Source organism: Moritella sp. JT01 (genome assembly GCF_001574435.1).
In the GTDB taxonomy this organism is placed as follows: domain Bacteria; phylum Pseudomonadota; class Gammaproteobacteria; order Enterobacterales; family Moritellaceae; genus Moritella.
Genome location: NZ_LOCN01000012.1, coordinates 1 through 12,872, shown reverse-complemented (window position 1 = coordinate 12,872; position 12,872 = coordinate 1). Strand labels below are relative to the sequence as shown.

The 12,872-nt window shown below is 41.5% G+C and carries 13 protein-coding genes; 10 read left to right on the top strand and 3 right to left on the bottom strand.

What is annotated here, in order from left to right; translation table 11 throughout:
• Position 1: 1 nt before the first annotated feature.
• Complete coding sequence (locus AKG98_RS12020) at positions 2-670, bottom strand: cupin domain-containing protein (protein WP_067046026.1); 669 nt, start codon at positions 668-670, stop codon at positions 2-4.
• A gap of 132 nt (positions 671-802) precedes the next feature.
• On the opposite strand from AKG98_RS12020, the gene gcvA reads away from it, so the two are divergent.
• Complete coding sequence (gene gcvA, locus AKG98_RS12015) at positions 803-1,714, top strand: transcriptional regulator GcvA (RefSeq protein ID WP_067046024.1); 912 nt, start codon at positions 803-805, stop codon at positions 1,712-1,714.
• On the opposite strand, the gene AKG98_RS12010 is transcribed toward gcvA, so the two are convergent.
• Positions 1,688-2,785 carry an MBL fold metallo-hydrolase gene (locus AKG98_RS12010; protein WP_228140286.1) on the bottom strand — a complete coding sequence of 366 codons (1,098 nt, stop codon included), beginning with the start codon at positions 2,783-2,785 and terminating at the stop codon, positions 1,688-1,690. The two genes, gcvA and AKG98_RS12010, sit on opposite strands and share 27 nt — an antisense overlap.
• 151 nt (positions 2,786-2,936) lie before the next feature.
• Between AKG98_RS12010 and AKG98_RS12005 the strand changes: the two genes are divergently transcribed.
• Positions 2,937-3,545, top strand: coding sequence for a TetR/AcrR family transcriptional regulator (locus tag AKG98_RS12005; protein WP_067046021.1), 609 nt, complete (start codon positions 2,937-2,939; stop codon positions 3,543-3,545).
• A 184-nt stretch (positions 3,546-3,729) separates the two neighbouring features.
• Here AKG98_RS12005 and AKG98_RS12000 read toward each other — a convergent pair whose 3' ends face one another.
• Positions 3,730-5,295: a cytochrome-c peroxidase gene (locus AKG98_RS12000; RefSeq protein ID WP_067046019.1), complete on the bottom strand. Its 1,566-nt coding sequence runs from the start codon at positions 5,293-5,295 to the stop codon at positions 3,730-3,732.
• Between the two features lie 265 nt (positions 5,296-5,560).
• Here AKG98_RS12000 and AKG98_RS11995 point away from each other — a divergent pair, with 265 nt between their 5' ends.
• The 8 genes from AKG98_RS11995 to grcA all read left to right on the top strand — a co-directional run bounded on the left by AKG98_RS11995 (position 5,561) and on the right by grcA (position 12,432).
• Positions 5,561-6,109, top strand: coding sequence for an NAD/FAD-utilizing enzyme (locus AKG98_RS11995; RefSeq protein WP_067046017.1), 549 nt, complete (start codon positions 5,561-5,563; stop codon positions 6,107-6,109).
• A gap of 134 nt (positions 6,110-6,243) precedes the next feature.
• Positions 6,244-7,614 (top strand): c-type cytochrome, encoded by a 1,371-nt coding sequence (locus AKG98_RS11990; RefSeq protein ID WP_067046015.1) that lies wholly within the window; start codon positions 6,244-6,246, stop codon positions 7,612-7,614.
• A 33-nt stretch (positions 7,615-7,647) separates the two neighbouring features.
• Entirely contained in the window at positions 7,648-9,390 is a 1,743-nt protein-coding gene (locus tag AKG98_RS11985) for a cbb3-type cytochrome c oxidase subunit I (protein ID WP_067046013.1), read from the top strand.
• A 2-nt stretch (positions 9,391-9,392) separates the two neighbouring features.
• Positions 9,393-10,094: a cytochrome c oxidase subunit 3 gene (locus AKG98_RS11980; RefSeq protein ID WP_083543951.1), complete on the top strand. Its 702-nt coding sequence runs from the start codon at positions 9,393-9,395 to the stop codon at positions 10,092-10,094.
• A gap of 9 nt (positions 10,095-10,103) precedes the next feature.
• Complete coding sequence (locus AKG98_RS11975; protein WP_067046011.1) at positions 10,104-10,781, top strand: heme-copper oxidase subunit III family protein; 678 nt, start codon at positions 10,104-10,106, stop codon at positions 10,779-10,781.
• Positions 10,782-10,790: 9 nt separating this feature from the next.
• On the top strand, positions 10,791-11,108 hold the full coding sequence (locus AKG98_RS11970) for a cytochrome C oxidase subunit IV family protein (RefSeq protein WP_067046009.1): 318 nt from the start codon (positions 10,791-10,793) through the stop codon (positions 11,106-11,108).
• Between the two features lie 195 nt (positions 11,109-11,303).
• Positions 11,304-11,852 carry an SCO family protein gene (locus AKG98_RS11965; RefSeq protein WP_157534121.1) on the top strand — a complete coding sequence of 183 codons (549 nt, stop codon included), beginning with the start codon at positions 11,304-11,306 and terminating at the stop codon, positions 11,850-11,852.
• Positions 11,853-12,045: 193 nt separating this feature from the next.
• Positions 12,046-12,432: an autonomous glycyl radical cofactor GrcA gene (grcA, locus tag AKG98_RS11960; protein WP_067046005.1), complete on the top strand. Its 387-nt coding sequence runs from the start codon at positions 12,046-12,048 to the stop codon at positions 12,430-12,432.
• Positions 12,433-12,872: the final 440 nt, after the last annotated feature.

Here is a 12,872-nt window from a genome sequence, read left to right as displayed (position 1 = left end):
GTTAGAGGCGGTAAGTGTGATGACCTGTTTTGATCCAAACAGTGCAACCATCTGAAGTCGTGGTGGCACCTAACATTTCACCAACAGGTAAACGCAGCCAATCAAATTGTCGATAAATGTCCCCTTGATGACTAAACTCACCATTAACAACAAGCACTTCAATCCCACCTGTATTGTCTAGGGCGATACTTGAGTCATGTGCCCAACGTTCTAAACGTACCGTTTCTTGTTTGAATGTGTGTAGCGCTTGATATTGCACAGCAGTACGGCCTTCATCTTGGGTAAAAGCTTGATTAGCGGTATTTATTTCCACATCTTGATCATCACCGTCTTGGAACTGACCCAGTTTCACTATGATCATGCAGCCGTCTTTAACTATCGGTGCATGCTCAGTACCGACAGGGTTACGCTTATAGGTGCCAGTAGGATAGTCACCATGTTCATCTGCGAACACACCGTCTAACACCAAAAACTCTTCGCCCCCAGTATGTACATGGTTAGTGAAATAGCTGTCTGCATCATAGATAACTAGTGTTGTTGGCGTTGCTGCAAACTCAGCGCCATCACGCTCTAACATTTTACGTGATACACCTTTAAGCGGAGAGGATATCCAAGTTGACTCATTAAAGAATACTTTCGTTGATTGGGTTAGGTCGCTATTAATGTTCATATCGTTATTCCACAGATGAAGTGTCTTTATGTTGTAATTATGGATTTATTCTTTGCATATGACAAAGCACTACTTCTATACTGTCGGTATAGTTTTTATTTAGTGGTTGATTGAAGGGAGGTAGTAGTGTAAATGAAAAATATAGCCCATTTAAATGCAGTTCGTGCTTTTGAAGCGTCAGCAAGGCATCTTAGTTTTTCTTTGGCGGCAAAGGAACTCAATGTCACCCCTGCCGCAATCGGCCAGCAAGTACGTTTATTGGAAGAGTGGTTAGATATCACTTTGTTTATTCGTGCGACTAGCGGAGCTTCACGCTTAACGTTGACGGATCAGGCTAAGCTTGCACTGCCGGAAATAAGCCTAGGTTTAGAACATATTTCTCAAGGTTTAGCATTATTACAAAAACCGATTATAAATAATGCCATCACGGTATCTGTGAGTCCTGCGTTTGCAGCAAAGTGGTTATTGATGCACATTGATGATTTTCAACTTAACCACCCTGATTATGATATCCGCTTAAATACTAATTCTCGTTCTGTTGATTACTTTGCTGAGGATATTGATATTGGAGTGCGTTATGGCAAAGGTAATTGGCCGGGGTTGTCACAAACATTGCTGATGGATGAGGATATATTTCCGGTGTGCTCCCCAGATCTGGTTGAACAAGGGCTAAAATTACCGACCGACTTAGCTAATTACCCGTTATTACACGATCATTCTATGCCGATAAGTTCAGGGTTTCCGACTTGGTCTAGCTGGTTGAGTGAGCAGGGAATAGAGGATGTAGACACCAATAAAGGGTTGAAAATTAACAACTCGGCATCGGTGATTCAAGCCGCGGTGGCTGGGCAGGGGGTAGCATTAGGCCGCAGTGTATTAGTCAAAGATGATCTTGCTTGTGGACGATTAGTGAAGCCATTTCCAGTACTGAATAGCAGTACAGAATTGGCTTATTATATCGTCTGGCGACCTGAACATGATGCGTTAGAAAAAGTTCAGGCCTTTAAAGAATGGTTATTAGAAACGGCTGCCGTTATACAGTGAGGTCCACCATGATGGTGTGTCTGCAATATCATCCACCGTAATAATTTGTCCCATGATAGGCGTGACAAGTGATACATCGGCCGCTTGTGCCAATGCGGATATACGCTCCAGTGGTTCATACCAACTGTGGAATGCTAAATCAAACGTACCGTTATGAATTGGCATCATATGTTTACCACGCAGGTCTTTGTGGGCTTGTAGGCTTTCATCGGGTGTCATGTGAATAGTTGCCCAATCTTTATCGTAAGCACCAGTTTCAATCATAGTGATATCAAAAGGACCTAAGCGATCGCCAATCTCTTTAAAGCCAGCAAAGTAACCTGAATCACCACTAAAGAATAACTTGCTGTTTGTCGATTCAATGACGTAAGACGCCCACAAGGTCTCGTTTTTATCAAACAGTCCACGTCCAGAAAAGTGCTGCGTTGGTGTCGCGGTTATTTTTACATTATCGATGGTGATCGATTGCCACCAATCTAAGCTATGAATGTGGTCTGCTTTAACGCCCCAATCTTGTAAATGAGCACCAACACCCAGTGGTACGACAAAGTGTTTTACGTTTTCAGCTAAGTACTTAATCGACGCTTTATCAAGGTGATCATAGTGGTCGTGAGAGATCATCACACCATCAATTTTTGGTAATTGTGTCAGACTAATGGGCGGCTGATGAAATCGTTTCGGTCCAGCAAAACTAACGGGTGACGCGCGTTCACTAAACACTGGATCAATTAACCAGCGCTGTCCAGAAATCTGTAAATAAATACTGGAATGACCAAGGCGGATCAAGCTATCACTCAATAATGGCAACTGTTCTAGTTGTGTGGTTGTTAATGGTGATAACGGGATCGGATTAATCGGTTCTGCATCAGCGCGTTCTTCGCGGATATAACGAACAAGTAACGGTAAGATCGGTGTATCAGCTTTAAAGTCCGGCGCGGTATTTAAAAATCCACCTTTGGTATTATGATGCGCGAGGTTCAATTGGGTCGCTGAACTTGTATTTGATGTTGCCGCTGTAGACATAACGCCTCCGATTAACGCGAGTAGAATAAACAATGTAAATTTTGTCATAATTTTAATTCTGGCTATCTTAATTCAGTGTTAAATAGTGATGGTAATAAGTAAACTATACGGTGTAGTTTACTTATTTGTTTTGAAAAGTAAACTCATCAGTGTAAAATAATGAATGTCATTGATTGAACTACTATGTAAGAAGCTGAAAATGAAAGAAAAAAATATGTCACGCTCAGAACTTAAAAGGGCAGCTGTACTCGACTCTGCTATGTTAGAGTTCCAAGCTAAGGGTTTTAAAGCCACAAGCATGGACGATATAGCTAAACGTGCAGAGGTTTCCAAGCGTACTGTCTATAACCATTTTGCCAGTAAAGAAGTGCTGTTCAGCGCCATTATGTTAAAAATGATGAACCTGTTATGCAATTTTGATTATGTGCAATACAGCGCAGAGCAAGATTTAGGTAAGCAATTAACCTTGTTAGCTAAATATGAAATTACCCAATTACAGAACGAAAGCTTTATCGCGATGGCCAGAGTTATTATTGCGGAAGCGATCCATTCACCAGAATTAATTCAAGAAGCCTTAGCCAGTTTTAATGAACAAGAATCACCTTTGGCTGCTTGGTTTAATGCCGCGATTACGGATGGCGCCTTAACGATCCAACATCCAGAGTTAGCGGTGATGCAGTTTATCTCCGTGATTAAAGGCTTTTGTTTTTGGCCACAAATAGTGCAGGGGGAAGCATTTCCCGATGAAGATAAAATTGCTTTAATAACCGAGACTGCAGTGCAGATGATCTTAAAGCAATACGGTTAGCAGTTTAAAGGCTAGGCCTGTCATCATTAGCTTAGCTGGGCGTTTTTCAAGGAAGGCGCTGACTGCCTCTGCTTGACCTTGATGATGATTCACTCTGTGAACTAAGGCATCAATTATGTTGTTATGTAACACCTTAGATCACAAGTTTATGTGATTAATTACACCTAGGCCGTTAGCCGCTGCGTTATAATGGGTTGCCATTTATGTCCGTTCCAATAAGCACTTGGTCATCGGGATTATCCGTTGTTTCATCTGCAATCCAAGGGGCAAGGCAATCACGGTCTTCGACACAAGGATCTGTAAGGCTATTGAGAAAATCCACCAATTGATCAACGTCCTTATTATTTAAGTCCATATTTGGTAATCGTGATGTTCCATTTTGGCGCTCTTGCTCTAGTTTAGCTAATGCAAGTTCGCCATTAGCTTCAACGTTTGGATATAAGCTTGTACAGTTTGCGACATTCTTGAATTGTGCTAATTGACACCACTCATTGTCATTAACATAATCATCAATACTGCGAATTGGGTTGATATGATGGCGCAGCACTCTTTCTAATGAATCAAATGTACCGGCGTGGCCATAAGGCGATGTTACAGCAACGTTTAATAAGCTTGGTGTTCGGAAGTTATATCTGTCCTGAGTGTTACCGGTTACGCGCTCACGACCAAAATCATCATCGCCATTGCTGCCATCACCTTTACCAATGCCGATTTGTGGAAAGGCAATAATGTTATGGCGTTCGTCACTTAACAGCGGACCACTATGGCACGCCGAGCAGCCTGCACCATTGTCTTTAGGTGTATTAAAGAATAACAACGCACCTTGTTTTTGCTGTTCTGTTAATGCGGTAATATCACCATCGAGATAATTACGCCATGGTGAGTTGATAAACACCATAGATCGCTCATATTCACCCATGGCTGTGCCGATGTTTGCGAAGGTGACAAGATCCTCTGTATCAGCATTACTATTGAATGCCGTTTGGAATTCGGTTAGCCATTGATTACGGGTCAATTCACCTGCGCCTTCGTCATAATCGCCCAGACGCGCGGCAAGGTGATGACGAATGACATCTCTGCTACTGTCATTTTCAAAATCAGCCGTTTTCATTTCGTGATTTGACGTAATGGGAAATCGAGTTTGTGCAACAACCAAATTAGAACCTGCATTGTTATCTGTTACGCCAAAGCCGCTGTCTGGTGTACTAATGCCCGATGCCGCACCATTTTGGTCAACTTCTTTTCCTAAACTCTCGACGCGAGAATCCCAGAATAAACTGCCGTCCCATAAAGCGATATTAAATATGGTAGGACTATTGCGTGGTACGAAGGGTATACCTTCACTATTGTTACGTCCTTGACCAAGCACTTGTGTATTTATTGATTCGACACCAATAGGGAGACTTAATTCGTCTGCACCACCAAGTGTGGGGTGATGACAGCTAGCACAGGCGCTATCAAAATTACCGCCGAGGCTTTGGCTAAAGAATAATTTTTTACCTAAATTAGCAAGCGGGGAGTCAATCGAAGGAATATCACGGTTTGCGGTCGCTGAGCGGTCAAGATTTTTTTCGGTGATGAGTGCTTGTAGCAATATGTCTAATTCAGTTGGTTTTTTTGGCTCAGTTGGCTGTGCACTGTCGTCAGCAGCATCCCCTAAATTATCATCATGGCGGTGACATCCTGATAATGTCAATGCGAGAGATAGCATCATAATCAGTGCTAATGATTCTTTTATTTTGAATATCATATCAGATCCCACTCACTTGTGATTTGTTTTTTGAATTACTTAGTCTAATTAATGAGTATGGAAGAACAATGCGATAAATAAGAAATAAATATCTAAAATAGTGCTGATTTGTGGAATTTATGCCATTTAAAGGTATAACTTAGTGATAGATGAAACTGTTAATTACCTTTTTTATATTCACTTATCTAGATAACCAGACTATGGTTTGAGCATGGTTATGTATTTTTGTGTGTTAATTACGACAGTTTTCAAGGCGGTAGTTACTATGCTAAGACACTATTATGTATCTGATGATCTTGATGAGTTAGAGATTGTTGAAAAGGAGCTAGAAGCAGAAGGATTTACTGAACCTCAAATCCATGTATTAAGTCTTGATGATTACCATGTTGAGCAGCACCATTTACATGAAGTTGAATCATTACTTAAGCAAGATGTTATTCGGGGGGGAGAAATAGGGGCTGGTGTTGGCGTTATTATTGCGATGTTTGCGTTAGTGATACCTTATATGATGGGCTGGACGAATGGCGCTGCAGGTTGGTTACCCTTTATATTTTTGTCTATGTTGAGTTTTGGATTTTGTATTTGGGAAGGCGGATTCATTGGTTTTCAGAAGCCGAATGTGAACTTTGTTCGCTTTCAATCGCTATTAATAAAAGGGAAACATATCTTATTTGTCGATGTGGATCCGGTACAGGAGCATCATTTTGGCGTGATAATGCGATCGCACCCCGATGTTAAACCGGTAGGTTGTGGCGCGGGTTCTCCACATTGGGTAGTGAGTTGTCAGGATACATATAACCGCATGATGAAGTGATCACCTTAAACACGGCTTTAGTTATTTCGCAACGCAATTCAAATTTCTTGCGCTATGCTTATTAATTACACTGGTTTTCAGGTCACTAGTTAGTTTTATATTTTGTAAAACTGACAATAATCGATGGTTCAATTATGGTTATTGCGGTAGTAATTCTCTTACTGGTTATTAGCTCCTTATTGTTTCATTTCTTTAGTCCATGGTGGTTTACGCCTATCGCGTCTAATTGGACTGCAATAGATCAAACTATCAATATTACCTTCTGGGTCACGGGTATAGTATTTGTTGCCGTGAACCTGTTTCTCGCTTATGTAGTGTATAGGTTCCGTTACAACAAAAAAAGAAAAGCAGATTATGATCCGGAGAATCGTAAATTAGAAGGCTGGTTAACGGTATTAACGTCGATTGGTATTATCGCTATGCTAACACCTGGGCTGTTTGTTTGGGCTGATTTTGTCAATGTGCCAGCAGATGCGAGTGAGGTCGAAGTGGTTGGCCAGCAATGGCATTGGAGCTTTCGCTTACCTGGTGAGGACGGCAAACTTGGTCGTACAGCCATTCCGTTAATTAATCAGAATAATCCGTTTGGTATCGACCCAGAAGATCCACATGGGCAAGACGACGTGTTGATCAATAGTAATGAATTACACCTGCCTATCGAACATCCGGTTAAAGTGTTATTGCGCTCTAAAGATGTGTTACATAATTTCACCGTTCCTCAATTTAGAGTGAAAATGGACTTGGTGCCAGGCACTCAATCTTACCTCTGGTTTACACCTACTTTACTTGGTCGTTTCGAAATTCTATGCCTCGAGTTATGCGGTATTGCCCACTATACAATGCGTGGACACGTTGTTGTTGAATCTGAACGTGATTATCAAATATGGCTTAACCAACAGCCAACATTTAGCCAAAGCCTTGCTCGTATTAGTCGTGATATTTCGGCAGGCCAGCAGATGTATACCATGTGCATTGCCTGTCATGGCGTGAATGGTGAAGGGAATAGGACGATCGGTGCGCCAGCATTAGCGGGTCAGGAACGTGATTACCTTAATCGGCAGTTACATTATTTCCGTAATAATATTCGTGGTGGCAGTGATGATGATATTTATGGCCGTCAAATGTTACCGTTTGCAGCAATGTTAGCTGACGATACTGCGGTGGCTAATATCAGTCGTTACCTTAATTCGTTGCCCCCTGTGACAGTGACTCAGTCAACTGAACGTCGAGGTAATGTGTCGGTGGGGCGTGACATTTATAAAAATTGTGCCGTTTGTCATGGTGAATTTGCTCAAGGACATTATGCCCAAAAAGCGCCTAAGTTAGCGGGACAATATACTGGCTACCTTAAACGTCAATTAGAGAACTATCAACAAGGTATTCGCGGTAAACACCCACAAGATATGTACGGTTCTCAGATGATCCTGATGTCTAAATTACTGCACGACGAGCGAGCTATCGACGATGTTCTTGCGTATATCGCTACATTACAGCCAGTTCAATAGGGTTTGTTAAATAAGGTTTGGTAGGAGGTTTGAGTGAAAGAAATACAGCCTATAGCAGACGATCACCAACCATCGGGATTTTTTGCTAAGTATGTGTGGAGTCTGGATCATAAAGTGATTGCTATTCAATATTCAATCACGGCTATTTTTGTTGGTTTGATCGCCTTAGTATTATCTGCGCTAATGCGTTTACAACTCGGTTTCCCTGATCATTTCTCTTTTATAGACCCAAGCTCTTATCTGCAATATGTCACCATGCACGGGATCATTATGGTGATCTATTTACTTACCGCATTATTACTCGGTGGTTTTGGTAATTACCTGATCCCATTGATGATTGGCGCTAGAGACATGGTGTTCCCCTATCTGAACATGCTGAGTTTTTGGACTTATTTAGTATCGGTTATCGTGCTGATATCCAGTTTTTTTGTTACCGGAGGGCCGACTGGTGCGGGGTGGACCTTGTATCCACCACAAGCTATTTTGCAAGGTACGCCGGGGGCCGATAACGGTATATTGTTGATGTTGTTATCGCTGGCCATTTTTATTATTGCTTTTACCATGGGTGGACTTAATTACGTGACCACGATATTGCAAGCGCGTACTCGTGGTATGACCCTGATGAGAATGCCACTGACATTGTGGGGTATCTTCATTGCCACTATTTTAGGGTTGTTGGCATTTCCGGCGTTGCTGGTCAGCGCGATCATGATGTTGTTTGATAAATTACTGGGGACCAGTTTCTTCATGCCTGCGATCTTATCCTTAGGTGAAAACTTAGACTACACCGGCGGGAGCCCTATCTTATTTCAACATCTATTTTGGTTCTTTGGTCATCCCGAGGTATACATTGTCGCTTTGCCAGCATTCGGCATGGTGTCGGATGTGATCGCGACTCACGCTCGTAAAAATATCTTTGGTTATCGGATGATGGTATGGGCGATCGTCGCGATCGGGGGGCTTAGTTTTGTGGTGTGGGCGCATCATATGTATGTCAGTGGGATGAATCCTTATTTTGGTTTCTTCTTTGCTACCACCACCTTGATTATTGCAGTACCGACAGCATTGAAAGTCTATAACTGGCTGCTAACACTGTGGCGTGGCAATATTCATTTTACGGTGCCGATGTTTTTCGCTATTGGCTTTATCTTTACCTTTACGCACGGTGGTCTAACGGGTTTGTTCTTGGGTAATGTGGTGGTTGATTTACCGTTGTCGGACACCTTTTTTGTGGTTGCGCATTTTCATATGGTGATGGGGGTGTCGCCGATCATGGTGCTGTTTGCGGCGATCTATCATTGGTTCCCGCTAGTAACGGGTCGTATGCTGCACACGGGGCTGGGTAAATTACATTTTTGGGTTACTTTTATTGGCACCTATGCGATTTATTTACCGATGCACTATCTTGGTTTTCTTGGTGTACCGCGCCGTTATTTTGCGCTGGGTGATACCGCTTTCATACCGGATTCAACACAAACACTCAATGCTGGTATTACTGTCGCCGCCTTGATTGTTGGTGTGGGTCAGCTGATCTTTATTTTCAATCTGATTTGGAGTATACGTCGCGGTAAACTTGCCGTTGCTAACCCTTGGCAAGCGACGTCGTTGGAATGGCAAACGCCGCAATGCCCACCTATACATGGTAATTGGGGGGATAACGTGCCAGTCGTTTACCGGTGGGCTTATGATTACAGTGTACCTGGACACAAAACTGATTTTACCCCACAAAATATAACGGATTCAGAGTGTTTATTAACAGATAAGGGAGGGCGGTGATAATGAACATTATTCGCCAATTACTCAGTAAACCTTGGTTACCAGACGATGCTGCTATTTCCGAATCATATAATCAGACGCAATGCTTGAAAGTGACGCAGACCCAATCAACTAAAACTGCGCTGGTGTTTTTTTTGATGGTGGTGACCGTTGTTTTCTTCTTGATTTCAATTACCTTCTTATCACGTTCTCAATATCCCGATTTTACGGCGTTAGCGGGCCCGCCTTGGTTACCCTTTAGCAATCCCATTACCCTTTGGGTGAACAGCGGGTTCTTATTATTGGCGTCTATTTCTATTCGCTTTGCGGCGACCACTAAGCCGATTAACGAGAGCGTGGGTCATACACGTATGGTGGTGGCGTTATGCCTGACGGGGTTATTTAGTTGCTTGTTTTTAATCGGGCAATTATTCGTGTGGCAGCAGCTTACTGCATCGGGTTTTGCGGTAAATGGGAATCCAGCCAACAGTTATTTCTATTTGTTTACGGGTATTCATGGATTACATTTGGCTGGTGGTTTTATTGCATTAATTCGGGTTGTGGTTACCTTTTTTAAACATACAGATAGTGAACGATTGACGGCTAACTTACGCTTATGTGTTTGGTATTGGCATTATTTGTTTATTGTGTGGATGTTGCTGTTTGCATTGTTAACGGCAACACCAGGTACCTACAAAACGATTGCATTGCTTTGTGGTTTTTAGGAGAACGTCATGAATAATAACAGCCACAATGATGATGGAAAGAAAGGCTGGCAAAGTGCAGTATCTGATTGGTCGAGTGATCGCTCTGTGTTTGATATGCCTTGGCCTAAGTTTATGATGTGGGTATTTTTACTCAGTGACACCTTCATTTTTGGTATTTTTCTAACCGCTTATATGAGCGTGCGAATGAGTACGGTCGATGTGTGGCCTAATTCGAGTGAAGTATTTGCGTTAACGATCGCGGGGGAGCACGTGCCCTTAGTGTTGATTGCGATTATGACGTTCATTCTTATTACCAGTAGCGGCACGATGGCGATGGCTGTTAATTTTGCCTATCAAGGCGATAAACGCAAAGCCAGTTATCTAATATTTATTACCGCTTTATTCGGAATTTCTTTTGTAGGTATGCAAGCTTTTGAATGGAGCAAGTTGATCTTTGAAGAAGGGGTTCGGCCATGGAGTAACCCATTAGGCGCAGCACAATTTGGTGCCACCTTTTTTATGATCACCGGGTTTCACGGTTTGCATGTGAGTATTGGCGTTATTTATTTGCTCGTCATTGCCAAACGTGTACGTGCGGGTGATTATGAAAATAAAGGTTATCAAGCGGTTGAAATATCGGGACTATATTGGCATTTTGTTGATTTGGTGTGGGTATTTATTTTTGCTTTTTTCTATCTTTGGTGAGGTGTGATCATGAAGTCCACACAAACACATAAAATGGGTCAAGTGCACCCCATTAGCCTTTATCTTAAAGCATGGTTATTGTTATTCACCTTAAGCGCTTGTTCTTATATGGTGGATTATTTTCAGGTTCAAGGCTATTTACGCTGGGCGCTTATCTTGTTTTTCATGCTCATGAAAGCAGGGCTGATTTTAACTGTATTTATGCATCTAAAATGGGAACGCTTTGCAGTTAAGCTACTGTTATTCATTCCTCCTATTGCGATATTGATTTTCATTACCTTAATGAATATAGAAGCTGGCTATGTATTTATAAATAGATTTTTATAAATAGGTTTTTATAAATCGGTGTTTATCAATCGAAAGTTGTTAATGGAGTCTCCTTAATTGGCCTTAAAGAAAACCGCTAATAAATTTTTATATACCGGATTGGGCTTAAGCATCATATTCATTTTTTTTATTGTGCTGAGGGTTTTGTTTGGGTTATATCAATCTCAACCCGTAGTGAAAATTAATGGGGTTGCCTTGAGTGACGCGATGCCGATTACGGACTTTGTATTACAAGATCAACATGGCAATCGTTTTACTCAAGATGACTTGTTAGGCAAGTGGCATATCGTTGCTGCAGGTTATACGCACTGCGGCGATATTTGTCCGATGACGTTATTAGCACTGAGTCAGTTCCAGGATCATTTAGAACAAAGCGCATTTGAGGATGATGTCGATATTATTTTTTATACCGTTGATCCTCAGCGTGATACCCCCCAAGTATTGGCTGAATATTTGGCATTTTTCGCTCCCGAGATAATAGGGCTAAGGAAAGTTGAGGAAGTGACTTATTTAGGGTTTGTAAATAGCTTAAATATTATTGCCATTTATGAATATGAAGCCACTAATGACAATTATAGCGTTAGCCACAGCTTCGCTTTTATGGTGATTAATCCTGAAGGGAAATTACAAGCCATACTCGAACCTGAAACCAACCCTTTTGGAGATGCAATATTATCATCGGATCTCCTATTTGAAGATTTTAAGCAAGTACGGCAGCGTTATAGCGATGCGAAAGGAAGTTGACCAACCTGAACAAGAGCCAGTTAAATATTGATTTTTAAGTTCATTTCCCCCACTGATTTAACCTTGTTCTAACATTGATTCTACATATACACAAAATACCCATAAAGTATTAATTATTTTCTTTATAACCCTTGTAATTATAAGGTTTATTGCTGTATGGTTGATTTAAATCTACAACATAGAAGGTAATATAATGAGTAAATTAAAAGGTGTTCAAATCACTAAAGCTGACGATCAGCGTCTTAATAATTCAATTTGGCTCATTGATGAAAGTGCAGAACAAGCAAGATGTATTGGTACTGTTGATGATGTGATTGCGCAAGATGCCGTGATTAACTTAGCTGAACTGGGTAACTTTGAGTCGCGTGATATTGCCATCGAAGAGCCTACTAAAGTAGAAGGTGGCCAACATCTAAACGTGAACGTATTAACACGTGAAACTCTTGAAGATGCAATTAAAAATCCGAGTGCTTACCCACAGCTAACAATTCGTGTATCGGGTTACGCTGTGCGTTTTAATTCATTAACATCAGAACAGCAGCAAGACGTTATTAGCCGTACATTCGCTAAAACAATGTAATAACATAAAGATATTTGCGAACTATTGCTGTCCTAGCCATTGCCAGTTTTGACACGACCACAGTAGCGGGTGGTACTATTCCATTGTTAGCACCATGTAGCCGTTGTCATCGATCAGGAAAATCAGCAATTACTGGGTTATATCGATGTCGCTCACCATTTAAATGGGTGGGCATACCCGTGTTACCTGTGAAGATGGTGTGACCTCGGCATACCCTAAGATTTGTGTATCGGCATTGGAGCAAGCATATGATGGTATCAAAATTTATCATAAAGCCTTGTCAAAGATAACATTTGATGGTGCGTCTATTCACAAATCATAAGACATACATTTCCTATTTTTCCTTATTTGCTTTATATCTATTTGATAGATTAATTATATTTTGAAGCTCACCCAGCTAAAGCAAGGTGATTCTTGTCGTCAACGGTTTAAGCATTGTG

Bases quoted from the DNA above. Each gene is read 5' to 3' on its own strand.
- AKG98_RS12005 (WP_067046021.1), top strand. From the start codon at position 2,937: ATGAAAGAAAAAAATATGTCACGCTCAGAACTTAAAAGGGCAGCTGTA.
- gcvA (WP_067046024.1), top strand. From the start codon at position 803: ATGAAAAATATAGCCCATTTAAATGCAGTTCGTGCTTTTGAAGCGTCA.
- AKG98_RS11975 (WP_067046011.1), top strand. From the start codon at position 10,104: ATGAATAATAACAGCCACAATGATGATGGAAAGAAAGGCTGGCAAAGT.
- AKG98_RS12010 (WP_228140286.1), bottom strand. From the start codon at position 2,785: ATGACAAAATTTACATTGTTTATTCTACTCGCGTTAATCGGAGGCGTT.
- AKG98_RS11990 (WP_067046015.1), top strand. From the start codon at position 6,244: ATGGTTATTGCGGTAGTAATTCTCTTACTGGTTATTAGCTCCTTATTG.
- AKG98_RS11970 (WP_067046009.1), top strand. From the start codon at position 10,791: ATGAAGTCCACACAAACACATAAAATGGGTCAAGTGCACCCCATTAGC.
- AKG98_RS12000 (WP_067046019.1), bottom strand. From the start codon at position 5,295: ATGATATTCAAAATAAAAGAATCATTAGCACTGATTATGATGCTATCT.
- AKG98_RS12020 (WP_067046026.1), bottom strand. From the start codon at position 670: ATGAACATTAATAGCGACCTAACCCAATCAACGAAAGTATTCTTTAAT.
- AKG98_RS11980 (WP_083543951.1), top strand. From the start codon at position 9,393: ATGAACATTATTCGCCAATTACTCAGTAAACCTTGGTTACCAGACGAT.
- grcA (WP_067046005.1), top strand. From the start codon at position 12,046: ATGAGTAAATTAAAAGGTGTTCAAATCACTAAAGCTGACGATCAGCGT.
- AKG98_RS11995 (WP_067046017.1), top strand. From the start codon at position 5,561: ATGCTAAGACACTATTATGTATCTGATGATCTTGATGAGTTAGAGATT.